This is a genomic window from Anaerotignum sp., from assembly GCF_030625865.1.
In the GTDB taxonomy this organism is placed as follows: Bacteria; Bacillota; Clostridia; order Lachnospirales; family Anaerotignaceae; genus Chakrabartyella.
The window spans coordinates 17965-42378 of record NZ_DAOUQB010000011.1; the positions used below are offsets into that span (position 1 = coordinate 17965).

The 24414-nt window shown below is 37.2% G+C and carries 21 protein-coding genes; 16 read left to right on the plus strand and 5 right to left on the minus strand.

Annotated elements, in window-relative coordinates; translation table 11 throughout:
- Window positions 1-63 precede the first annotated feature (63 nt).
- The 4 genes from P9Q65_RS04745 to P9Q65_RS04760 all read left to right on the plus strand — a co-directional run bounded on the left by P9Q65_RS04745 (window position 64) and on the right by P9Q65_RS04760 (window position 3753).
- Window positions 64-1272, plus strand: coding sequence for a BTAD domain-containing putative transcriptional regulator (locus P9Q65_RS04745; RefSeq protein ID WP_304508225.1), 1209 nt, complete (start codon window positions 64-66; stop codon window positions 1270-1272).
- A gap of 308 nt (window positions 1273-1580) precedes the next feature.
- On the plus strand, window positions 1581-2396 hold the full coding sequence (locus P9Q65_RS04750; protein WP_304508226.1) for an AraC family ligand binding domain-containing protein: 816 nt from the start codon (window positions 1581-1583) through the stop codon (window positions 2394-2396).
- 27 nt (window positions 2397-2423) lie between these two features.
- Window positions 2424-3338 carry a DMT family transporter gene (locus P9Q65_RS04755; protein WP_304508267.1) on the plus strand — a complete coding sequence of 305 codons (915 nt, stop codon included), beginning with the start codon at window positions 2424-2426 and terminating at the stop codon, window positions 3336-3338.
- Window positions 3331-3753 (plus strand): DUF2000 domain-containing protein, encoded by a 423-nt coding sequence (locus P9Q65_RS04760; RefSeq protein ID WP_304508227.1) that lies wholly within the window; start codon window positions 3331-3333, stop codon window positions 3751-3753. The genes P9Q65_RS04755 and P9Q65_RS04760 overlap by 8 nt, the downstream gene beginning before the upstream one ends.
- Window positions 3754-3951: 198 nt before the next feature.
- Here the strand turns inward: P9Q65_RS04760 and P9Q65_RS04765 are convergent, their stop codons facing one another.
- Together P9Q65_RS04765 and P9Q65_RS04770 are read right to left on the minus strand one after the other, a co-directional pair.
- Window positions 3952-4389 (minus strand): RrF2 family transcriptional regulator, encoded by a 438-nt coding sequence (locus P9Q65_RS04765; protein WP_304508228.1) that lies wholly within the window; start codon window positions 4387-4389, stop codon window positions 3952-3954.
- A 10-nt stretch (window positions 4390-4399) separates the two neighbouring features.
- A complete protein-coding gene (locus P9Q65_RS04770) occupies window positions 4400-4873 on the minus strand; it encodes a YbaK/EbsC family protein (protein WP_304508229.1) in 474 nt (157 codons plus the stop codon).
- A gap of 574 nt (window positions 4874-5447) precedes the next feature.
- On the opposite strand from P9Q65_RS04770, the gene P9Q65_RS04775 reads away from it, so the two are divergent.
- The 6 genes from P9Q65_RS04775 to P9Q65_RS04800 all read left to right on the plus strand — a co-directional run bounded on the left by P9Q65_RS04775 (window position 5448) and on the right by P9Q65_RS04800 (window position 11479).
- Window positions 5448-6965, plus strand: a complete 1518-nt coding sequence (locus P9Q65_RS04775) for an amino acid adenylation domain-containing protein (protein ID WP_304508230.1) — start codon at window positions 5448-5450, stop codon at window positions 6963-6965.
- Window positions 6946-7737: a GNAT family N-acetyltransferase gene (locus P9Q65_RS04780; protein WP_304508231.1), complete on the plus strand. Its 792-nt coding sequence runs from the start codon at window positions 6946-6948 to the stop codon at window positions 7735-7737. Before P9Q65_RS04775 ends, P9Q65_RS04780 begins: the two co-directional genes overlap by 20 nt.
- Before the next feature lie 19 nt (window positions 7738-7756).
- Complete coding sequence (locus P9Q65_RS04785) at window positions 7757-7984, plus strand: acyl carrier protein (protein WP_304508232.1); 228 nt, start codon at window positions 7757-7759, stop codon at window positions 7982-7984.
- A gap of 20 nt (window positions 7985-8004) precedes the next feature.
- Window positions 8005-9603, plus strand: coding sequence for an MBOAT family O-acyltransferase (locus P9Q65_RS04790; protein WP_304508233.1), 1599 nt, complete (start codon window positions 8005-8007; stop codon window positions 9601-9603).
- A 1-nt stretch (window position 9604) separates the two neighbouring features.
- A complete protein-coding gene (locus tag P9Q65_RS04795) occupies window positions 9605-10630 on the plus strand; it encodes a hypothetical protein (protein WP_304508234.1) in 1026 nt (341 codons plus the stop codon).
- A gap of 153 nt (window positions 10631-10783) precedes the next feature.
- Window positions 10784-11479 carry a superoxide dismutase gene (locus P9Q65_RS04800; RefSeq protein ID WP_304508235.1) on the plus strand — a complete coding sequence of 232 codons (696 nt, stop codon included), beginning with the start codon at window positions 10784-10786 and terminating at the stop codon, window positions 11477-11479.
- Between the two features lie 103 nt (window positions 11480-11582).
- Here the strand turns inward: P9Q65_RS04800 and asnB are convergent, their stop codons facing one another.
- Together asnB and P9Q65_RS04810 are read right to left on the minus strand one after the other, a co-directional pair.
- A complete protein-coding gene (gene asnB / locus P9Q65_RS04805; protein WP_304508236.1) occupies window positions 11583-13433 on the minus strand; it encodes an asparagine synthase (glutamine-hydrolyzing) in 1851 nt (616 codons plus the stop codon).
- A 19-nt stretch (window positions 13434-13452) separates the two neighbouring features.
- Window positions 13453-14832: a citrate transporter gene (locus P9Q65_RS04810; protein ID WP_304508237.1), complete on the minus strand. Its 1380-nt coding sequence runs from the start codon at window positions 14830-14832 to the stop codon at window positions 13453-13455.
- A 264-nt stretch (window positions 14833-15096) separates the two neighbouring features.
- Here P9Q65_RS04810 and P9Q65_RS04815 point away from each other — a divergent pair, with 264 nt between their 5' ends.
- Together P9Q65_RS04815 and adhE are read left to right on the plus strand one after the other, a co-directional pair.
- Window positions 15097-16032: a LysR family transcriptional regulator gene (locus P9Q65_RS04815; RefSeq protein WP_304508238.1), complete on the plus strand. Its 936-nt coding sequence runs from the start codon at window positions 15097-15099 to the stop codon at window positions 16030-16032.
- A gap of 742 nt (window positions 16033-16774) precedes the next feature.
- Window positions 16775-19417: a bifunctional acetaldehyde-CoA/alcohol dehydrogenase gene (gene adhE / locus P9Q65_RS04820; RefSeq protein ID WP_304508239.1), complete on the plus strand. Its 2643-nt coding sequence runs from the start codon at window positions 16775-16777 to the stop codon at window positions 19415-19417.
- Between the two features lie 261 nt (window positions 19418-19678).
- On the opposite strand, the gene P9Q65_RS04825 is transcribed toward adhE, so the two are convergent.
- A complete protein-coding gene (locus tag P9Q65_RS04825) occupies window positions 19679-21295 on the minus strand; it encodes a DEAD/DEAH box helicase (RefSeq protein ID WP_304508240.1) in 1617 nt (538 codons plus the stop codon).
- A 315-nt stretch (window positions 21296-21610) separates the two neighbouring features.
- Here P9Q65_RS04825 and P9Q65_RS04830 point away from each other — a divergent pair, with 315 nt between their 5' ends.
- From P9Q65_RS04830 to P9Q65_RS04845, 4 genes are all read left to right on the plus strand, one after another.
- The gene (locus P9Q65_RS04830) at window positions 21611-22408 is read left to right on the plus strand and encodes an undecaprenyl-diphosphate phosphatase (protein ID WP_304508241.1); all 798 of its coding nucleotides are present in this window, start codon (window positions 21611-21613) and stop codon (window positions 22406-22408) included.
- Between the two features lie 119 nt (window positions 22409-22527).
- The gene (locus P9Q65_RS04835; RefSeq protein ID WP_304508242.1) at window positions 22528-23232 is read left to right on the plus strand and encodes an MgtC/SapB family protein; all 705 of its coding nucleotides are present in this window, start codon (window positions 22528-22530) and stop codon (window positions 23230-23232) included.
- 109 nt (window positions 23233-23341) lie between these two features.
- Complete coding sequence (locus tag P9Q65_RS04840; protein ID WP_304508243.1) at window positions 23342-23968, plus strand: stage V sporulation protein AA; 627 nt, start codon at window positions 23342-23344, stop codon at window positions 23966-23968.
- Entirely contained in the window at window positions 23965-24390 is a 426-nt protein-coding gene (locus P9Q65_RS04845; protein WP_304508244.1) for a stage V sporulation protein AB, read from the plus strand. Before P9Q65_RS04840 ends, P9Q65_RS04845 begins: the two co-directional genes overlap by 4 nt.
- Window positions 24391-24414: the final 24 nt, after the last annotated feature.

The window sequence follows — 24414 nt, forward strand, 5'->3', positions numbered from 1 at the left end:
TTTTTCATATTATTTATTGCATGGATATTTTTCAAATGGTGGAGGACAAAAAGGGGGAGACAGGTGAACGAAGAATTTAGAGTAACTTTGTTTGGAGAGTTTACAGTTGAATATGGTGACAGCATTATTTCCGATCAAACGAACCGCTCGAAAAAGGTGTGGACACTGCTGGAATATCTTATTGTGCATAGAAAGCGCTTTGTTTCTCAAGATGAGTTGATAGAATTACTTTGGCCGGAGAGCAATTCTCGTGATCCAATCAATACTTTAAAGGTGTTGATGCATCGTGTTCGTGACACTTTAGATGATTTGGATTTTGCAAATAGCCGACAAATGATATTATATCGCAATGGAGCCTATGGATGGAATCAAGATTATAAATGTATTATGGACGCAGATGAATTTCAAAGGCTTATTTATGAAAGCGAACAGGAAACAGAGGATATTTCCAGGAAAATGTCTTTGCTGCTACAAGCCGAAAATTTATATCAAGGTCATTTTTTGCAAAAAAAATCATCGGAAGGCTGGGTTATACCAATAGCCACCTATTATCGTTCTTTGTATAATCGGGTGGTGACGGAACTGGCTAAAATCCTTTTGGAACATAAAAAGTATGATCAAATATCTTCTGTTTGTCAAAAAGCCATTGGATTGGAACCCTATGAGGAACAGTTGTATATTTATTTAATTCAAGTGTTAATTTGTACCGGACAATTGGAGAAGGCTTTGGATTTATATCATCATGTGACTGAGTTGTTTATGAGGGAGCTGGGAGTGAGTCCTTCTGAGGAACTTTTGGCTTTATATAAGGACGTTGTGAAGACAATAAAGACGCCAGAGTTGGATTTGAATGTTATAAAAAACAAGTTGGATGAAAGCAAGGGAGAAATTGGATGTGTTTTTTGTGAATATGAGTTTTTTAAACTTGTTTACCATTTAGAGTCTCGAAGTATAGGGCGAACTGGAGATTCATCTACGTTATGTTTAATTTCCGTGGTGGATCAAAATTTAATTAGTATTCCATCCAGGAGAGTTTTGAATCGAGCCATGGATGCCTTAAAAACAACGGTTCAGTTTAACGTACGAAGTGGAGATGTGTTTGCCAGGTACAGTGTAAATCAATACTTGATTATGTTGCCTAATACCAATAGTGAATCGGCAAATATGGTTGCGCAGAGATTATTGAAAACTTTTCGAAGAGAATTTCCCAATATTCAGATTGTTTTAAAATATTCCATTCAGCAAATAACACCCAGTGCAGATCGCCAATAAATAATTTCATGCAAAGTTATGTGAAAATATGAAAATTTTACAATAAGAATAAGAAACCTATTTGTTTTTATACAAGTTAATTGTAGAAAGTTATGACTTATGAAGGAGTAGATAGTGGATCCTGATAAAAAGATATAAATTGCATTTTGGATCGTGAGTAAATCTTAAATATAGCTCATATGGGAAATCCTTCTATGGAAAGAAAAGCCATGGGAGGATTTTGTTATTCAAAAAAAGCAATATCTTGCAAGAAAAAAACGAGGGTATGTGGTAAACTTCATAAAAATTACTAGAAAGGAGGAAATCCATTGAAAGAAATAAGAACAGTTAAATTTGATACTGAGCTCAAGGTGGAAGCCTATCATTTTCAAGGAATTATGCAAAAATTTCCCAACCACTTTCATGATTATTATGTAATTGGATTTATCGAAAGGGGAAGCAGGCATTTATTTTGTAAAAACAAGGATTATACCATAGAGCCGGGGGATCTGTTGCTGTTCAACCCCGGAGATAACCATACCTGTGAACAAATTGATGGTAAAACCTTAGATTACCGCTGTATCAATATTCAGCCGAAAATTATGAGAAAGATTATTTGTGAGATAACAGGTCAGGAGGATTTGCCTTATTTTGCAACACCTGTGGTGTTTCATAGTGAATTGTTTCCTATGCTAAAGGAGTTGCATTTGATTATCATGCAGGAAGAGAAAGATTTCAGAAAGGAAGAAATATTTTTTTTGCTTTTAGAGCAGTTGATTGAAGAGTATACTGACAAAATGCTATCATCAAAAGCAGAGCAAAGCGTGGAAGTGAAAGCAATATGTGAGTTTTTGGAGAAAAATCATAGGAACAACATCATGCTAAATGATTTATGTGATTTGACCGGACTAAGTAAATATTATTTAATACGATTTTTTACAAAGGAAAAAGGAATTTCGCCTTATAGCTATCTGGAGACCATTCGCATAGACAAAGCGAAAAAGCTCTTGGAGCAAGGTGTTTTGCCAATTGATGTGGCGTTTCAAACCGGTTTTAGTGATCAAAGCCATTTTTCAAATTTTTTTAAGAAATTCATAGGTCTGACTCCAAAACAATATGGAAACATATTTAAGGATAAGGGGTAGTTAACTATGAATGCAGAGGAGATTATTATGGATAAAAATAAAGAAGTTGGTGGACATGTGTTGTCCATGATTACCATTTTAATTTGGGGGACTACTTTTATATCAACAAAGGTGCTATTAAAGGCATTTACCCCCATTGAAATACTTTTTTTGCGCTTTACAATTGGATTGTTTGCATTGTCAGTGGCTTATCCTCACAGGCTTAAAATTAGTGAGAGAAAACAAGAACTGTATTTTGCCGCTGCGGGTTTATGTGGCGTTACACTTTATTTTTTATTAGAAAATATTGCATTAACGTATACATTTGCTTCTAATGTTGGCGTTATTGTTTCAGTTGCGCCCTTTTTTACTGCGCTGTTTGCCCATTTGTTTTTAGATGGTGAAAAGCTGAAAATACAATTTTTTGTGGGTTTCCTTGTTGCTTTAGTGGGGATTTTTTTGATTAGCTTTAACGGTTTTCATGTTCTAAAGTTAAACCCTTATGGAGATATCTTGGCTGTTTTTGCATCTGCAGTCTGGGCCATCTATTCAATCTTAATTAAGAAAATCAGTGAGTTTCAATATAACACAATACAAACAACTCGTAGAATTTTCTTCTACGGACTTGTTTTTATGATACCAACCCTATATATTTTTAAATTTAACCCAGATATTCATTTGCTTATTCAGCCTGTAAATTTATTCAATATATTATTTTTAGGATTGGGTGCCTCGGCGGTATGCTTTGCCACTTGGAGCGTAGCGGTTAAAATATTAGGCGCAGTAAAAACAAGTGTATATATTTATGCAGTTCCTGTTGTAACGGTTGTTACATCTATCATTATTTTAAACGAAAAGGTCACTGCTACAGCAGTATTGGGAATTTTACTTACATTGGCTGGGCTGTTTATTTCACAGAACAAAATTGTATTAAAGAGAGAGGGAGTCCTACAAAATGAATGATTCCGCCATGAAATGTGTTATGATAATTGATTCAGAATTGCCAATGGGTGTCATAGCCAATACCTCTGCTATTTTAGGGGTAACGTTAGGGAAGTATACTCCTGAAAATGTGGGAAGAGATGTTACAGATGCTACAGGCAAAAAACATTTAGGAATTATAACAACGCCAATTGCAATGTTAAAAGGCAATAAGGACATATTAAAGGAATTAAGGGAACGGTTATATGCGCCTGAGTTTCATGAGTTAGTGGTTGTTGATTTTTCTGACGTGGCGCAAAGCTGTAATTTGTACAGTGAGTATATTACCAAAGCAGCAGGCATACCGGAAAGAGAACATACTTATTTGGGAGTTGCAATTTATGGAGGAAAGAAAAAGGTTAATAAATTGACGGGATTTATGCCCTTACTAAGATAATAAGTTTTGTTTATATGTTTTGGGAGACCATAGAATTTTACTGAAACTGGAGAATAAAAAACCCCTTTTATTTGGCAGAAGATTTGCCATAAAAAAGGGTTTTTCATACTTAAGGCGATAGAATGTAAGAAGTTTTTTCTTGTTTCTTGACTTTTATAGGATTTTCAAAAAAAAGCTCAAAAGTTTCCTTGAATGGACTTATTTATTGTTCCTAGGGTTTCCTAATTCTTTTTCCAAATATTCTTCTGCCATACTCTCTAACGTTGTATTATCTACAACCTCATCCAAAGCATTTTTCATTCGCTTCCAAAGAGAAAGGGATACGCAACTGTCAGAGTTAGGGCAGGTGGGCGAGTCTACACAAGACACAGGGGAAAGAGAGCCTTCCAAGACCTGTAAAATTTCCCCGACTGTAATTTCTTTTGGATGGCGAGAAAGGATATACCCGCCTTGTGCTCCTCGAAAGCTTTTTACCAACCCTGCTTTGGTAAGAGGATTGATGATCTGTTCTAAATATTTTTCTGAAATTTGCTGCTCGTTGGCAATGGTTTTTAAGGAAAGGGTTCCCTTTTCGTAATGAATTGCCAACGAAAGCATTAGGCGAATACCGTAACGCCCTTTGGTTGAAATTTTCATTTTTTCACCTCTATTCTTCCCAGCCTTTACAGATATCTACCCATTCATTGCATTTTCCGAAGTGAAATAATTCGTCACAAGTTAATTCGATGGCGGAGTTGCTACTACCTGCAGCGGGAAAAACGGTTTCAAAACGTTTCATTGAGACATCCGCAAATGCTTTTGTGCCTTCGGGCAGAGCAAAAGGGCAAACACCTCCAACAGCATGTCCGGTGGCTTCCAGGGTTTCATCCGGTGTAAGCATTTTTGCCTTTAAACCAAAGGTATCTTTAAATTTTCTATTATCAATTTTGGCATCACCTGCAACTGCAATGACAATAGGCCCTTCTTTTGACATGAGACAAAGGGTTTTAGAGATGCGTGCAGGAATAACTCCAACTGCTTGCGCTGCCAATTCAACAGTAGCGCTGGATGTTGTAAATTCTAATACTTCATGAGGGCAATTCATTTCTTTAAAGTATGCCCTTACTTTATCAATGGACATAATAATTACAGCTCCTTTATGACATTATATAAAATTATACAATTAAATCATAGCAGAAAGCAGGGGATTTTGCAAGGAAATGGGAGGGAAAAAACTATTGTCATGTAAGGAGCCATATGATATACTTTTCAACGTGCAAAATAAAAAGTATGTAATTGAGCAGTTTTATTGCGTTTTTGTGGATTTTTAGGGGAGACTCATTTCATTTGATTATGGAAAAAATGAGCTTCCTACAATATGACAAACCCCAATAAATCTAATAATATCACTACAAAAATTTGTGATTTGAAAAGGTATTATTTATGCAAAGTCTTGTTTTACCATGCGAGAGACAGAGCAATAATACGAATATTGAAGCGTATACACTCCCCGTGTGTAGCGCTTCATTTTTTTAAAATAAGTCGGTTAGCATTTGATTTTTCTCGTCCCCGGGATTTTTCATTTGTTTGGATTTTTGAAAGATTACGCCGTTTTGCTCTCTTGTCTTGACGAGGAATAATCAAAATGCTATACTCAAAATCGAGTTATTCCTGTTATTTACAGTGGAACACCTTTTATGGATCGAGGAGAAAATATGATTAGAAATGTTTTGGAATATTTAGAGGCAATAGCCGCAAAATTTCCTGGAAAAATAGCCTTTTCCGGTAAGGAAGAATCCCTTTCTTTTCAAGAACTATTGACTCTTAGCAAGAAGATAGGAACTTTTTTATTGAAATATGGAAAAAGAAATGCGCCGGTGGCAGTTATGATGGAAAAAACACCTTCCTCCGTGGCTGCTTTTCTGGGCTGTGCGTACAGCGGTAATTTTTACACGCCTATTGATTCTTTGATGCCAAAGGAGCGAGTTCTTTCCATATTTCAGACTTTACATCCCCAAGTGCTTCTGATAGATGAGAAGAGCAAAAAGGCAGCAACTTACTTGGGATACGAGGGGGAAATGATTGTATTTGAAGAAATCGTGGAAACCAAGGTGGATGAAGAAGCCTTAGAAAAGGTTCGCAAAACTGCTATCGATGCGGATCCTCTGTATGCTTTATTTACATCGGGTTCCACGGGGATACCAAAAGGGGTGGTTATTACTCACCAATCTGTCATCAACTTAACAGAATGGTATACGGAAACTTTTGATATTTCAGATAAAGAAATTATAGGGAATCAAGCACCTTTTTATTTTGATTCTTCTGTCAAAGATATTTATGCTGTTTTAAAAACAGGTGCCACTATGGAAATTATTCCGAAGCAGTTGTTTTCGTTTCCCATGAAGCTGATGGAATATGTGGCAGAAAAAAAAGTGAATTATGTAGATTGGGTACCTTCCGCCTTCTGTATTGTTGCAAACACAGGGGCATTAGAAAAAGTCGCCCCAGAATCTTTGAAAAAAATTGCTTTTTGTGGTGAAATTATGCCCACAAAGCAGTATAATATGTGGCGGGCAAAATATCCGAATGCTCTTTTTGCAAATATTTATGGTCCTACAGAGACGACTGTGGATTGCACGTATTATATTGTTGACAGGGAATTTGCAGACGATGAACCTTTGCCCATTGGATTCCCTTGCAGAAATACGGATATTTTTATATTAAATGGGGATCATTTGGCAAGAGAGGGAGAAACGGGGGAACTTTGCGTCCGTGGTAGATGTCTTGCACCTGGGTATTATAATAACCCAGAGAAAACAGATGAAGCTTTCATTCAAAATCCCTTGAATCCCCATTATCCGGAAAAGATATATAAAACTGGGGATGTGGCAAAGTATAACGAATATGGGGAAATTGTTTTTTTGGCAAGAAAAGACCATCAAATTAAACATATGGGCCATCGCATTGAGTTGGGAGAAGTTGAAGCGGCAGTGAATTCCATTGATTTGGTGGCAAGCGGTGCATGTATTTATGATACGGATAGCCAGAAAATTGTATTGTTCTATTGTGGTCAGGAGGCAACACAACGCTATATTCTTGGCAAATTACGGGATAAGGTGCCCAAATATATGTTTCCCAACATTATGATTTTGTTGGAGGAAATGCCTCATACTTTAAATGGAAAGATAGACAGGTTGCGCCTTAAGGAGTATTATGATAAAAAAGATGATTGATGGACAGGCTTTTTGGCAAGAAATTATCAACAGGATTTCAAAGGGAGAACGAACAAACTTCTTTTTTTCTGAGGAGGAAGCGCTTTTTTTCGTTGGAAATAAGAAGATCAGTCGGGTGGACTTTACGGGTGGCGTGTATTTTTTTATAGAAGAAGAATCCTTCTATCGGTTATATTACTTTTTGGAAAAGGGAAAAATTCCAGAGGTACTGCCTGAGTATGGGAAACCAATGATACTGGAAGAAGTGCTTTTGGCTGCCAAGGAACGTGTTCCTTCCGAGGATAGCTGGCAAAGGATTGGATTTAAGCCTTATTTGCAGCGGAAACGAATGTATCTGGCGTCGAAAAATATTACTTTTGAAGAACGAAAGGTTACTTTTGCATCTGAGGAGATGCTTGAAGAAATTTTTCAGTTGATGCAGGATAGTTTTGAGCCTTATTCATCTGCATTGCCTACAAAAGAGGAGCTGCTTTTGGATATTCAAAAGCAAAATGTGTTGATTTCATGTAAAGATCAAAAACTTCTAGGATTTTTACATTTTGGTGATATAAAACAAGGGAGTATGCTTTGGCATATTGCGGTCATGCCCCAGGCACGAGGCCTGGGAATTGGAGAAGGACTGGTAAAAGATTGGTTTACAGCCCAAAGGGACATAGCAAAAAAATTCCTTCTTTGGGTAAGAACGGATAATCCTCCGGCTCTGCAAATGTATGAGAAACTTGGGTTTCTGCCTGATGGTAGGGTAGCACCCGTAATGATAAAAACCACATAATAGAAAGGATAATGAGGACATGGAAACATTAATGAAAATTTTAGTAGAATTAAGACCAGATGTAGATTTTGAGGAGAACAAAGAATTGGTGGACAGCGGTGAGTTGGACTCCTTTGACATTGTATCTTTGGTTGGGGAATTGTGTGATGCTTATGATATTGAAGTAGGCGCAGAGGACATTGTTCCCGAAAATTTTAATTCTGTTGAGGCGATTATGGCTTTGGTGGAAAGACTACAGGAAGATTGATTTTTTAAGGAGATTGGGTTATGGCGTTTACTTCGGTACAATTTGTGGTTTTTCTGTTGCTGGCGGCCACTTCATATTTCCTGACCCCGAAGCGTTACCGTTGGGTAACGCTTTTGATCGTTAATTATATCTTTTATTTTATGGCGGGGGCATGGTATTTTATATACTTACTGGCAACGACAATAACAATTTATTTTGCAGGACTTAAGTTGGGAAATATGGCTGCAAAAAACAAGGCGGCCTTTGCCGTTGCAAAGAAAGACTTGGATAAAGAGCAAAAAAAAGCTTGGAAGTCCAACTTTACAAAAAAGAAACGCAGAGTTTTAATTCCTGCATTGCTTTTTAACTTTGGTATTTTGGCAGTTTTAAAATATTCGGGTTTTGTGGGAATAAATTTGAACGCTTTGTTTGCAAAATTATCCATGGGTGTTGAGATTCCCATACGAAGTTTTTTATTGCCTTTGGGTATTTCTTTTTATACCTTTCAGTCGGTAGCCTATTTGATTGATGTTTATAGAGAAAAATATGAGCCTGAACGTAATTTGGCGAAGTTTGCTTTATTTATTTCTTTTTTTCCTCAGATTGTTCAGGGACCAATTGGCAGATTTAACGATTTAGCGGAACAGCTGTATCGTCCCAATTCTTTTTCCTTTGAACGGGTAAAGTTCGGTGTACAGCTCATGCTTTGGGGGGCTTTTAAGAAGCTTGTGATTGCAGATCGGGCCAAAGTTATTGTGGATACGGTTTTTGGTTTTCCCGAAACTTTTGGGGGTACTTATGTTGCAGTAGCGGCTGTGATTTATTGTATACAGCTTTATGGAGATTTTTCCGGGGGGATTGATATTGCCACGGGTGCGGCACAGATTTTAGGAATCCAATTGGAAAAAAACTTCGAGCGACCTTATTTGGCTACCAGTATCCCGGATTTTTGGCGTAGATGGCATATTACTTTGGGTGCGTGGTTCCGAGATTATGTGTTTTACCCGCTGTCTTTGTCCAAGTTTTTTATGAAGGTAGGCAAAAAAGGACGTAAGGTTTTTGGGAATTACATAGGGAAGTTGTTGCCCGTATTAATTCCTCAGTTTATCGTATTCTTTCTAATTGGTATTTGGCATGGGGCAGAATGGAAGTATATTGCTTTTGGCTTTTACAACGGTACGTTAATTGTTTTGGGAATTTTGTTTGATCAGCCTTTAAAAAAGCTCATGGAAAAACTCCAAATCAAGACAGAATGCTTCAGCTGGCATTTTTTTCAAGTGCTGAGAACGTTTATTTTAGTAGCCTTGGGTAAAATTATTACAAGAGCGCCCGGAGTCAGTGCTTCTGCCTATTTGATGCATTCCATGGTGCGTAATTGGGATGCCGATATTTTGACCAATGGTGGACTTTTAAAGCTGGGGCTTGATACACAAGATTTGTGGGTGCTGCTATTTTCAACCCTTGTTCTTTTGTGCATCAGCTTGCTGCAAGAGTCTGGAATACAAATTCGAGAAGCGCTATCCAAACAAAATTTGTTATTTCGTTGGATCATTTATTTGGCAGCAATTTTCTCATTAATTTTGTTTGGCGTATATGGTTTGAATTATAACGCCTCCGACTTTATTTATAGGGGGTTTTAGTATGAAAGGATGTTTAAAAATTGTGACAAGGTGTGTTGCCTTTTTTGTAATATTTTCTATGCTATTTTCCAATATGTCAGATTATTTGCGTCGCCCGGATGATGAGTCTGACGAAATTCATGCTTTTTATGATGAACCCAAGGATTCCATTGATGTATTATTTATGGGAAGCAGTCCTATTTTAAGAGGGGTGTCTCCTATGGTCATGTGGGAGCAGGATGGGTTTACCAGCTATGTTCGGGCATCTGCGCTACAGGCGCCATCTGTTACTTATGGGCTTTTGGAGGAATCTTTAGAATATCAAACCCCAGAATTAGTTGTGCTTTTATGCGACAATATTTTTCTGGATTATGATTATGCGGAACGAGAAGGGGATTTGCGACGGTCATTGGATGGTATGAAAATGTCCAAGTATAAATTTCAAATCATTCAAGAGGTTACGGCAGCGGATGACAGGCAAACCTTGTTGTCCTATATGTTCCCGTTGTTTCGTTACCATGAAAGATGGAAAGAGGTTGATTGGGCTGAGGCAGAGCCAACACCTTTAATGGAGCATTCTTTTAAAAAAGGAAATGTTTATCTTCGTGGCGGTGATCCCTTGGCATATCCGGAAAATTTTATGGAGCCTTCCGGTGTAGCTGCACCTGCTTTTAATGAAGCTGCGAAAGGCTATATAGAAAAAACCATCAATCTTTGCAAGGAAAAAAATATACCCGTTATGATCCTTCATTTGCCCAAAATGTCATGGAGTTATGAACAAAGTGCGGCAGTGGAGGGGTTTGCAAAAGAAATGGGTGTAGAATATTTGGATTGTGACACAGAGGAAATCCGAAGTCAATTAAATTTAGACCTTGCAAAGGACTATTATGACCAAGGACATATGAATTTATCGGGCTCTATAAAGCTTTCACAATGGTTTGGAGCCTATTTGGATAACACTTATGACTTGCCTGATCATAGAAATGACAATGCTTTTCAAAGATGGCTAGAGGATTATCAAGTGTATGCTGAACGAACCAAAGGATAATTATTTAAATAACAGAAAATTTGAAAGAATAAAACCTGTTTTGACATTGGTCTGAACAGGTTTTTTATTGTGCGAATTAATAACTAAATTCCGGCATAGGATAGGTTTTTTATGAATAGTTTTAGAGTAATATGAGAATAGGGAGGATAAGATATGGAAAATAATATGTATCCCTTTGTTAATTTACCATTACCCTATGATTATGATGCACTTGAGCCATATATTGATACAAGAACCATGGAAATACATCATGATCGACAGTTACAAAGCTATATCGACAGACTAAATTTGATCTTGAAGGATTATCCTGTTTTGCAACAAATGACACTGGAAGAATTAATTATAAATGCCGATAACCTATCGGAAGGACTAAGAATACCGATAAGAAACTATGCTGGCGGAGTATACAATCATCGCTTCTACTTTGATGGGCTGCAAAGGCCTTCGGATTTAACACCAAAGAATACGTTATTGGAAGTAATTAATGGCCAGTTTGGAAATTTTTATAATTTTCAGGATGTTGTTAAAAAAGCAGGGATGGGTGTATTTGGTTCCGGTTATACATGGTTGGTCTTTGATAAAGAAAAAGTGAAAGTAATAACAACACCAAATCAGAATTGTCCCATTGCGCAAGGATATTGTATCATTTTTGCCTTAGATGTATGGGAGCATGCCTATTATTTACAACATTATAATTTAAGAGGGAACTATATTGATGATTGGTTTAGGGTAGTTAATTGGGAAAAGGCAAACCAACTTTATCTGGAATGTCTTATAGATTATCAAGAAATTGGGATAAGAAGAAGAAATCAAGGCAAGGGCTTCAATAATGGAATGACGGAAAGATAAAATACGGCACAAGATGGTAGAAAATCCGTTTTGTGCCGTATTTTTTAAATATAGAGAGGCATAGCTGCAATTATATTTCCCAATTAATGAAACAATAAAAGATTTACACGACCTTGATGTTCCATTTTTTCATCCAATAATTAATTTGAACAACATAGGCTAACATTTGTGGGCCGGCCATCAACTGACCATACCATGGTTTTCCATAATCAGATGGGCTTGTGATGAAGGTTTCCACCTTTTTGCGGTCTAAAAATTGTAATACGGGGGAAGTAGAGTCTTTCATAATTTCCAATACCATGGATGACAAAAGGTTTTCATAGTTTTTGTCGTAAATTTTGGGATAAGGTGATTTTCGTCTAAATAATACTTCATCAGGAATCAGCCCTATGCCACATTCTCTTAATAATGACTTTACCACACCATTTCTTGTTTTCATATCCCATGGGACGTTCCAAACATATTCAATCAGTCTATGGTCTGCAAAGGGAACTCTTGCTTCCAGGCCGCTATACATACTGGTTCGATCCATACGATCCAATAGCGTTTGCATAAACCATTTTTGATTCAAGTATGCAATCTCCCGTCTGCGGGCTTCTTCTGGGGTATCTTCTGCCAATTTTGGGGTTTCACCTACAGATTTTGCATAGGTTTTGGCAACATAATCATCCATATCAAGATACTCAATAAAATCATCTTTCAACAATACTTTTCGTGCTTCCAAGTCCATGGTCCAAGGAAAGGTATTTGCTTCAAAGCATTCTTTTTTATGAAACCAAGGGTAACCGCCAAAAATTTCATCGGCACATTCCCCGGTTAAAGTAACTTTATTATATTTTTTTACTTTTGAGCAAAAATAAAGTATGGAAGAATCTATGTCTGCCATTGCAGGCAAATCTCTGGCATCCACGGAATCTTTTAGACAATTGGTTTGATCTTGAATACTGCAATTCAAATAGCGGTGGTTGGTGTTTAAATATTTCACCATAATATCTACAAAAGGTCTATCCTGCGATGGTTGAAAGGATGAGGCTTTAAAAAATTTATCATTACCAACAAAATCAAAAGAAAAAGTGTTAAGCTGCTCGCCTTTTTTTGCCAATTCCTTAGCGCATACGGCAGTAACAAGGCTACTATCTACGCCGCCGGATAAAAAAGTACAGATGGGTACATGGGATACCATTTGCCGTTTGATGGAATCAATCAGCAACTCTTTTGTTGTTTCAACGGTTGTTTCATAATCATCCTCATGGACATGGCTCTCCAGCTTCCAATAGCAGTTTGTTTGGATTTCTGAGGGAGAAAATGTCATATAATGGCCGGGAAGCACTTCATCAATGCCCTTAAACACACCTTTCCCATAGGTTTTTGCCGGGCCAATGCTAAATACCTCGTTGAGCCCTTCTTTATCCAATTGGGGTACGATACCCGGGTAGGCAAACAAGCCTTTGATTTCAGAAGAAAATACAACTTCTTTATCAAAAATAGAGTAAAACAGCGGTTTTATTCCGGAACGATCTCGGTAGAGGAGCATCATATTTTTAGTTGGATCATAAATGGCAAAGGCAAAAATTCCGTTGAGCTGTTTTACAAAATCAGCGCCATATTCCATATAGCTAACTAAAATGACTTCGGTATCAGAATTCGTTTCAAAAGTCCAGCCTTTTGCCAAAAGTCCGCCGCGTAGTTCTTGGGTATTATAAAGCTCTCCATTGTAAACAATAGCCCAAGTTTTGCTGCCCACAGTTTTTGTGATTGGCTGATGACCGGTTTTTAAGTCAATAATGGAAAGCCTTGCGTGGGAAAAACCAAGATTTGCCGTTAAGAATGTGCCACAGTCATCAGGGCCTCTATGACGCTGTACCGTGTACATTTCTTCCAGTATTTTTGTATAATAGTCTTTTTGTTCTAGATAGTTCTTTTGAGGATTAAAAAATCCGGCAATGCCGCACATAGTATACGCCTCCTAAATGCTAAATTAATATACAAGCTAAGATAAAGGTAAATAAAAATCCAATCCCCACAGGAAGTAGATTTTTTCTAGCTAATTCTAAGGGATTCACATTGCAAATTGCGGCAACGGGAATTAACCCCCACGGAACAATGGTACCGCCACCTACAAAAATTGCTGAAATTTGACCAAGGGTTGCCAAAATAGGAATAGAGCAATTGATGGTGGTGCCAAAGGTATTTGCCAATACGCCTACTAAAGGCAGACCGGAGAACCCTGAGCCATCCAGACCTGTTAATGCCCCTATAAACATTTGTATGAAAACAACAACGTATTTATTTAACGGCGTTACACCTGCAAGCCAAATTGCCCAGTCGTTTAAAATGCCGCTTTGATATTGTTCCCCTAAAATATAGGTAATACCCGTTCCGCCTAAGAAGAAAAACCCGCCAATAATAATAACGGGAGCAAAGATTTTTATAGCAAACAAAAATCCATCTTTAATATATTCCGTAACCTTTTCAAGGCTTTTTTTCTTAAAGCCTACAATGGAGGCGATAATCATGACCATCATCGCTGTTCCGGAAACTAAACTTGTGGCATCTCCACCTTTTAGATCGTACACAAACATTAGAATAATATCTATTACAAAGGCCAGCGGGGTAAAAATAGCAATAAAAATTGCCCCTTTTGTTGGTTTATTCAGCGGGACTTCTTCGTTGCTCTGCATATATAAGGTGCTGCCGCTTTTACCCACCATATTTTTTCGGTTCAAAATAAAAGCGGAAACTACGGTAACAATGCTCATGGTAAGAAAAAGAGGCATTCCGGTTTGTAGAATATTTTGTGGCTCTATTCCTGCTGAGGAAGCGGTAATTGCAGGGGCTCCTTGAATTACAATGTCCGAACTAAGAGCAATGCCGTGACCAAATAGATTCATGGCAATTGCGGCAGCCAAAGGAGTCAATCCTTTTTTTACAGCCAAAGGAACTAAAATGGCGCCTACCAACGCAACGGCAGGGGATGGCCACAGAAACAGAGAGAAAATCATCATGGTAATCCCCAAAATCCACCAAGTAATATAGGTGTTTTTCATAATCTTAGACATGGAACGCATCATCAGATAGTCGCTGCCTAAATCAGACAGACATTTGGATAAAGAAGTAACTAGGGCAATGGTAGCAATGATTTCCATGAATTCCTTTGAGGCATATAATACGGCATGAAAAACGGATTGGATACCGCCTGCTAAGTTATGGCTGCTTACCAGTCCCAATATAAATATAAAAATGATACAGACTATGGGTGTATCTTTTCTGAGTATCATTGTTGCTAGAATGCTTATTACGCCTATGAGATAGATAAAATGAATAGGTGTAAGGTGAACCGATAAGCTTGGCATATGCGATACCCCCTGTTAAATGATATAAAATACAATATTCATTTTCATTAAAAATGTGCTAGGGGTAGTGGAGGGTGACTGTTTTTTAAGGAGAAAAACACAATAGGTTGTGCAAGTTTTGGGTTTTTATAGAAAAAGTAATAAGAATAGTGGATTGTGTAGATTTTTAAACAAGTTTCTTTTATAATAAATAATATGTTTTTTTATAGATTTTTTTGTACTTTTTTGAGATAATACCTATGAATCATATTGAGGGGGGCTTTGATGAATTTTACTGATTTGAAATATGTCATTGAAATTGATAAGTGCGGCTCTATATCGTTGGCAGCAAAAAATTTATACGTTGCCCAGTCAAATTTAAGCCGTGCGGTAAAAGAACTGGAACAAGAATTTGATATTGTTATTTTTAAGCGTACGCCAAAAGGAGTAATCACTACCCGAGAAGGCCAGCGTTTTTTGCGCCATGCAAAGGAAATACAATATCAAGTAAACAATTTGACAAATGCATATTCTGATTTTAACGATCGTGGTGTGGCTTTGAAGATTTCTGTGCCAAGGGCCAGTTATATTTCTGAGGTGGTCTCTAATTTTTTGATGACACTGATTGATGAAGAAAATTTGAGGATTCACTATTGTGAAACAAATTCCAGTAGAACAATTCAAAATGTATTAGATTATCATTATGATATTGGTATTATTCGTTATAATGTTATGCATGAGGGTTATTATTTGTCTTTATTTAAACTGAAAGATCTGGCGTACAGACTAATTTTAGAGTTTGACTATTTGCTGTTAACCTCAAAAGATAGTATTATTGCTGATAAATATATTCGCTCCGATTCGGATTTAGAGGGCTGTATTGAGGTGGTTCATGGAGATGAAAGGCTCCCAACGGGGGGATACATTGATCTCACGGATAATGAAAGAGAGGAACGCTATCAGAAAAAGGTTCTTTATATTTATGAGCGGGGCAGTCAATATGAAATTCTTTCCACTGTACCCAATACCTATATGTGGGTATCTCCTGTACCTGATGACATCCTTGAAAAATATGGCTTGGTACAATTGCGCTGTGGTGCATATGCTAAATATATGAAAGATGTTATGGTATTCAAGGAAAATCATGTACCAAAGAAATATGAAAAGCAACTTGTAGATATGTTAAGGGACAAGGCTCGTGAATTTGGGTGTTACTTTTAATTTGACGAATTATTTGTGCCAAGGCGAAAAAGAAAGACATGTTTATTAAATTATATAAAGAGTTAATCTGTTTAATACAGTAAAAAGATTCACATTTTGAATAAAGTGTGAATCTTTTTTTGATTTAGTGATTGTCGAAATTTAGGGGAATGCATGTTTGAATTTGAAAATTAAATTAAAATCGAGTTTTATATTTTTTTTCTGGTGGATGCCAATGTTCTCTCAAAGCAAGAAAAACAAAAAAATATACAAGTTGATTCAGAGGTTTGTGGGGGAGTTTTTAAGCACATTTTTATAAAATGTGTTTGCTTGTACATATAAATGTACAAATAGACCAATTTTGATGGAAAAAACATAGGTTTTATTCATTCTTTTGAGTGGTAGCAAAATATGACCATAATTTATGTCCATATAAAAAATGATATAGGCTATTCGCTAAACTGGTATATATATTTTTGGATTTTTTTATTGATTAAATGGATTTAAGGTGCTAACATTAGCACCAAGAAGAAAAAACGCACAATATTGGTTGTGTATTCATTTGTCAAGTATATAATATGCACAATAGTGGTAATTTTTTCTTTTTATTTGCTCTCTGTGTCAATTTAATGCCCCATCTCAATTTCATATTTTATATATGTAAAACAGATGGGGTAAACGGCAGTTTGTGCAGTACCGTTCCTGCACTTTAAAATAAAGGATACTAGAAACTAACACTAAACTATTGTAAGGGGGACTTTAAATGTCAGCTGAAAAGAAAAAAGATGCAGCCACTGTAACAAAAAGACCTGAAGTTGTAAACAACGTCGAAACCTTAAAGCACAGAATTGCTGAGGTAAAAGAGGCACAGAAAAAATTTGCTACCTATACACAAGAACAGGTAGACAAAATATTCTTGGCAGCGTGTACTGCAGCTAACAAGAACAGAATTCCTTTGGCACGTTTGGCGGTAGAAGAAACAAAAATGGGTGTCGTTGAGGATAAGGTTATTAAAAACCACTTTGCTTCCGAATATATTTATAATGCATACAAAAATTCTCAGACATGTGGTGTCTTAGAAGAAGATCCTGCTTTTGGCATTAAGAAAATTTATGAACCTATCGGTGTTATTGCGGCAGTTGTTCCTACAACAAACCCTACATCCACTGCAATTTTTAAATGCTTGATCTGTTTAAAAACAAGAAATGGTATGATCTTTTCCCCTCACCCTTCAGCAAAGAAATGTACAATTGCTGCAGTTAAGACGGTATTGGATGCAGCTGTTGCGGCTGGTGCACCTGAAGGAATCCTTGCTTGGATTGATGAGCCCTCCATTGAATTGTCTGTTGAGGTAATGAAGGATGCAGATATGGTATTGGCTACTGGTGGTCCTGGAATGGTTAAATCTGCTTACTCCTCAGGAAAACCTGCTGTTGGTGTAGGTAATGGTAATACACCTGCATTGATTGATGAATCAGCAGATATCATAATGGCGGTTAACTCTGTAATACACTCCAAGACATTTGATAATGGTACAATTTGTGCTTGCGAACAGTCTGTAGTTATTGTGGATAAAGTATATGAAAAGTGTAAAAAAGAATTTCTTGAAAGAGGCTGCTATTTCTTGAATGAGGAAGAAAAAGAAAAAGTTCGTAGAGTTATTTTAAATGCAGCTGGAAATATCAATGCTCAAATCGTTGGGCGTAGTCCTATTCAGATTGCTCAATTGGCAGGATTTGAGTGTCCTAAAGATGCTAAAGTTCTCATTGGTGAAGTTACAGAGGTTGATGTTTCAAAAGAGCCTTTTGCTCATGAAAAACTTTCTACAATTCTTGCTATGTATCGTGGTAATACATTTGAAGAAGCTTTGGATATCGCAGACAGATTGATTCTTGATGGTGGTGTTGGGCATACATCCGTACTATATGCTGATCCGGTTAAGGTTCCTGATAAAATCAAAAAATTTGAAGAAAGAATGAAAACTTGCCGTATCTTAATCAATACTCCATCATCTCAGGGTGGTATCGGCGATCTTTATAACTTTAGACTTCTTCCTTCTCTTACTTTGGGTTGTGGTTCTTGGGCAGGCAACGCTGTATCTCACAACGTTGGTATTTCGGAATTAGTCAATATCAAAACTGTAGCTGAGAGGAGAGAAAACATGCTGTGGCTTAGAACTCCTGAGAAGGTATACTTTAAGAAAGGATGCACACCTGTTGCATTAAAAGAATTAAAGGAAGTATATAACAAAAAGAAAGCATTTATTGTAACTGATAGTTTCTTATACAAAAATGGATACACAAAATCTGTAACAGATCAGTTGGATGAAATGGGTATTCAGCACCATGTATTCTTCGAGGTAACTCCCGATCCTACTTTGCCTTGTGCACAAGCCGGTGCTGCTGCACTGAAGGAATTTGAGCCTGACGTAATCATCGCAATCGGCGGCGGTTCCGCAATGGATGCTGCGAAAATCATGTGGATCATGTATGAACATCCCGAAGCTGACTTTGCTGATTTGGCAATGCGTTTCATGGATATTAGAAAGAGAGTATTCGTATTCCCTAAGATGGGCGTAAAGGCAATGATGGTATGTATCGCAACATCTTCCGGTACTGGTTCCGAGGTTACACCTTTTGCCATCATTACAGATCCTTCCACACAGACAAAATACTCTATCGCTGACTATGCATTGTTGCCTACAATGGCAATCAGTGATGCAGATATGATGATGGATCAGCCTAAAGGCTTAACATCTTCTTCCGGTATCGATGTATTGACTCATGCACTTGAAGCATATGTATCTATGCTTGCTACGGATTATACAGATGGTTTAGCTTTAAAAGCTGCGAAGCTGGTATTTGATTTCTTGCCTAGAGCTTACAAATTCGGCCGTGATGATATAGAAGCACGTGAAAGAATGGCGAATGCTTCCACAATCGCTGGTATGGCATTTGCGAATGCGTTCTTGGGTGTTTGCCACTCCATGGCACATAAGCTTGGTGCACATCACCATGTACAGCACGGTGTTGCCAATGCATTGTTGATCACTGAAGTAATTAAATATAACTCGGCTGAAGTTCCTAAAAAGATGGGTACATTCCCTCAATATCAGTATCCTCATGCTCGTGCTCGTTATGCTGAGGTTGCTACATACTTGGGACTTCCCGGCAAGACAGATGAAGAAAAAGTGGATAGCCTGATTGCTAAAATTGAAGAATTGAAGGCGACTGTTGGTATCGCAAGTTCTATCAAAGAACATGGCGTTGACGAAAAAGCATTCTTGGATAAACTGGATGTTATGTGTGAAGAAGCATTCGATGACCAGTGTACAGGAAGCAACCCTAGATATCCTTTGATGAGCGAAATCAGAGAAATGTATTTGTCCGCTTACTACGGCAAATAATCAACATACTCCCATATTAATAAAGGCCGCATAGAGATATGCGGTCTTTAAATTGAAACCAAAGGCTTCCCACATTTATTCTTAGAAAATTTTCTCTTTGGTCTCATATGATAATATTGAATTATTAGACTCATTCTTTTTAATAGAACTTAAAAAACAATGTTACCCTTTAAAATAAATTTAGCCAACATGATATAGTCAAATAATGGATAAAAAACGGATTACAACGTCTAGGTTGTAATCCGTTTTGAAAATCAGAGATTATTTTCTTTTTCCTTTTTCTTTTTTTGCGATTTCCATATGAATTCGTTTGTTTTTAATTTTTGCGTTTTTCATACCCACAAGGACATCTTTTACATAATCCTTTGGAATATCCACAAAGGTATAGTCATCATAAAGGTCAATGGCGCCTAAGACTTTACCGGGCACGCCGGATTCATTTGCAATGGCACCAACGATATCCTTGGCGCGAATTTTGTTTTTCTTACCAGCGTTAATAAACATACGCACCATTTTTTCATGATCGCCGCCGTAGAATTCTGTTCCGCCTAAATTTATGTCATCCAAAACATCCAATTCGTCTACATTAACATCAGCAAGGTGATTTTTCAATAATGCTGCTGCAATATCAATGGCAGTATAATCCTCTTCCATAAGACGATCTACTAGATTAACATATTTTGTTAAATGTCCGTCGTTTATAATTTCTTTTAATTTTTCTAAGAAGATGTTGGTTTTCATTTCTTCTACATCGCTTAATGTAGGCAGTTTTTGCTGGGCAATTTTTGTTTTTGTATAGCGCATGATATCCCGCAGCTTATAAATTTCTTTGCCAACGCAGAATGTGAATGCTTTTCCCGCTTTTCCTGCGCGGCCTGTACGTCCGATACGGTGTACATAATATTCTTCATCTTGAGGAACGTCATAGTTGAAAACAACATCAATGTCATCAACGTCAATCCCTCTTGCCGCAACGTCAGTTGCAACCAGGATTTCAATGGTTCCATTACGGAATTTTTGCATAACTTTATCACGCTGAGGCTGTTTTAAATCCCCATGAAGGCCTTCTGCAAAGTAGCCACGACCTTGAAGAAGTTCTACTAAATCGTCAACACGTTTTTTTGTATTACAAAATACCATTGCCAAATGGGGATCATATACATCAATGATACGGGTCAAAGCGTCGAGCTTTGTTTTTTCCTTTACATCGAAGTATGCTTGTTCAATATTTGGAACTGTTAATTCTTTACGCACTACCTTAACAAACTCCGGATTTTTTAAGAATCTTCTGGTAATATCCAGAATTTCGGGAGATAAGGTGGCTGAGAACAGTAGGGTCTGATGTTCTTCGGGGATTTTGGTCAAGATTAATTCGATATCCTCCCGAAAGCCCATATCCAGCATTTCATCGGCTTCGTCTAAAACCATCATTTGTACTGTTTCCATTTTTAAAGTACGACGACGCATATGATCCATGACGCGGCCGGGTGTACCGATCACTACCTGGGCACCTTTTTTTAATGCAGCAATCTGTCTGTCGATAGGTTGTCCGCCGTAGATTGGTAAAACACGAATATTCTCTTTATATTTCAAAAGTTTTCTGAATTCTTCACTAACCTGTATTGCTAATTCTCTGGTTGGGCAGAGAATCAATGCCTGTAAACGCTTATCATTTGGGTTTACACGTTCTAAGCAGGGGATACCAAAGGCTGCTGTTTTGCCGGTACCTGTTTGAGATTGACCGATTACGTCCCTGCCTTCTTTTACTACACTAATTGCCATAGACTGAATGGGTGTTGCTTCTTCAAACCCCATATCCAATACAGCTTGACAGATTTCTGGGGATAAGTCCATGTCTTGAAATTTTAAATGTTCCATTCTTTGTTTCCTTTCTTCTTTCCTGAGCCGAAGAGAACTACAAAAAAGGAAATTGCTTGTCAGAGGAAATCCTCCACGTTTTCTTTCGACTGCTTAATTAACTTTAAGTGCTTTCGCAAATGGCATATTCTTAAGATTTTTTAAATATACCTGTTTATATCCCTTTTAAAGCACTGTTTTTCCAATAGGGTTCAACAAAAACCATACGCTATATATTAACAAGGAAAAATAGTAATTGCAAGGGGCAATTGTCTGTTATATAATGAATTGTTACTAATATACAAGAAATACTCAGAAATAGGAGGAATTTTGATAATGCAGATATTTGAAGCTATTATTTTGGGCTTAGTCCAAGGGCTGACAGAGTTTTTGCCGGTTAGCAGTTCCGGACATTTGGTGCTCTTTGAGAACCTTTTTGGCATACATGAAGCAACACAGGCGTTCTCTATTTTACTGCATGTAGCAACATTGGTTGCGGTATTTGTCTATTACTGGAAAGATATTTGGGCGTTGATATGCCATCCTTTTCAGCGTACAACAGCACTTTTGATTGCCGGTACAATTCCTACTGTGATTATAGCATTGTTATTTAATGATACTTTTGATGCTATTTTCGGCGCTGGAAAATTTATTGGTTTCAACTTCATTTTTACCGGATTAATTCTTCTTTATGCAGATAGTTGCAAAGGTGGAAGAAAGAAAATTCGCAATATGTCTATTTTTGATTCTTTGATTGTAGGGACGATGCAAGGTGTTGCTATTTTACCGGCAATCTCCCGCTCGGGTATGACCATCAGTGCGTCCTTGGCTAGAAATGTAGACCGTGAAAATGCCGCAAGATTTTCTTTTTTACTTTCTATACCTGCGATATTAGGCGGTATGGTGCTTACGGTGAAGGATATGATAACTGGTGAAGTTGCTTTAACGGAGGCTTTTGGTATATTGCCTATGATAGCAGGATTTATTGCGGCAGCGGTTTCCGGTTATTTTGCTATTCGTTTTATGGTAGACATTATTAAAAAAGGTAAGCTGAAATGGTTTTCCGTTTACGTTTTTATTTTAGGTGGTATATTAATTACAGATCAGTTGTTTTTACATATGATTGTAAAGTGATTTGTTTTTTTTGAAACCAGAAAAAAGTGATTTAATTAGCGGAGGGCAATATAATTGTAAACAACGTGATATTTTGATATATTTAATAGTATTATTGAACAGTAGAAGGAGGGGGGCATATGATCCTGAAACAAATTTTTCTGGAAGAATCTATACTTGGGCTTCAGGGAAATGTGGAATTTATATTTCGCATAATTGTGGCTTGTATTTGTGGGGGTATTGTTGGCTATGAAAGAACAAGACGCCGTAAAGAAGCGGGGATTCGTACCCATGTTATTGTTGCAGTAGGTGCAACATTAATGATGATTGTTTCAAAATATGGCTTTTATGATGTGCTTTCCACCTCAGGTATAGGGGTAGATGTATCAAGAATTGCATCCAATGTTATTACGGGGATATCTTTTCTTGGAGCAGGGGTTATTTTTGTAAAAAATATTTCTATTAAAGGATTAACTACTGCTGCTGGGCTTTGGGCAATGGCGGGCATAGGCTTAGCCATTGGTGCCGGTATGTATTCCATAGGCATTTTTACTACGATATTTATTCCCGTTATTCAAATTTTGCTTCATAGCAGTTTAAATAAACAAGAGCCTAATTATGATGATACAGTTTTAATTACTTTTTATCATATTCCTTCGGAAATTGATTCTATTAAAAAGGCATTAAAAGACAAAAAGATTGAAATTATGCATATGGAGTTGGAAAAAAATCCGGATGGTACGGCTACCGTTGTTTTGGATGTAACAAGGGACACTATGGTTACTTGTACAGATTTGACTAGTATTTTGTCAGATAACCCATTGGTAAAGAGTTTTAAAATATAAGAAATTAGAGAATGAATTTTCTAAAAGACTGCATAATAACCCAAGACAGGAGAAATCTGTTTTGGGTTTCTTTTTTTGTATAAAATAGGTTCCTTTAGGAGGTGTGAAAATGGATATTTATATCAAGCCTATGGAAAAGGCGCAGGTGATCGGTAGGAAGCTCGTTTATTTAAAAGATGTGGGAGAGGTCTATATTGGCGGACAAACAAAGGGGGAAATTGAATCAATTGTTGTTTTTCAAATACCTGAGGATAAAGATGAAACCTATCTTATCTCGGTTTTGGATATTATACGTGCCATTAATCATCAATACCCCGATGCTACTGTTACAAATGTTGGAGAGATGGATATTTTGGTGGAGTATCATCAAAAGGAAAAGAAAGAAAATAAAGGTGTTGAGTTATTAAAGGTATTTTTCGTTTGCGTCGTTTTGTTTGCGGGGGCATCAACTACGATTATGTGTTTTCATACTGATACACAGGTACCGTTAATTTTTCAAAATTACTATTATATGTTTTTTGGTGAAAATGTGGATATGCCGGCCATTTTATCCATACCGTATTCCGTTGGGTTGGCTGTTGGCGTTTTAGTATTCTTTAATCATTTTTCCAAATTTAAAGTTACCGATGATCCCACACCCATTGAGGTTGAAATGACTACCTATGAAAAAGAAACAAATGCAAGTGTTGTGGATAAACTGAACAAGAAAAATGCTAAGGAGGGAAAAGAAAAATGATGGCCAAGGCATTAATGATTATCATTGGTTTTTCCTCAGGGGCAGGAATTGCGGCAGGTGTTTTTGCTTTCATTGCAGCCATTGGCATTGTGCCTCGCATGGCACAAAGAAGTAAGACGGAAAAGTATATTCCCCTATATGAAGATATGATTTTATTGGGTGGACTTTTTGCTGCTACAGCCATGTTTGTTGACTATCGCCTTCCTCGAATTCCCATATTGGCGGGGGGATATGCCCTTTGCATTGGAATCTTTGTGGGTGTCTTGGCAGTGGCGCTGGCGGAAGTTTTAAACGTAATGCCAATTTTGTTGCGAAGAGGCAGAATTACAAAAGGACTTCCTTGGCTATTGCTAAGTTTTGTGTTGGGCAAGGTAGTGGGATCTTTAATATATTTTTACGTAGATGGATTTTATGTAGTTTAAAACGATAGGCTGTGAAAACCGTTG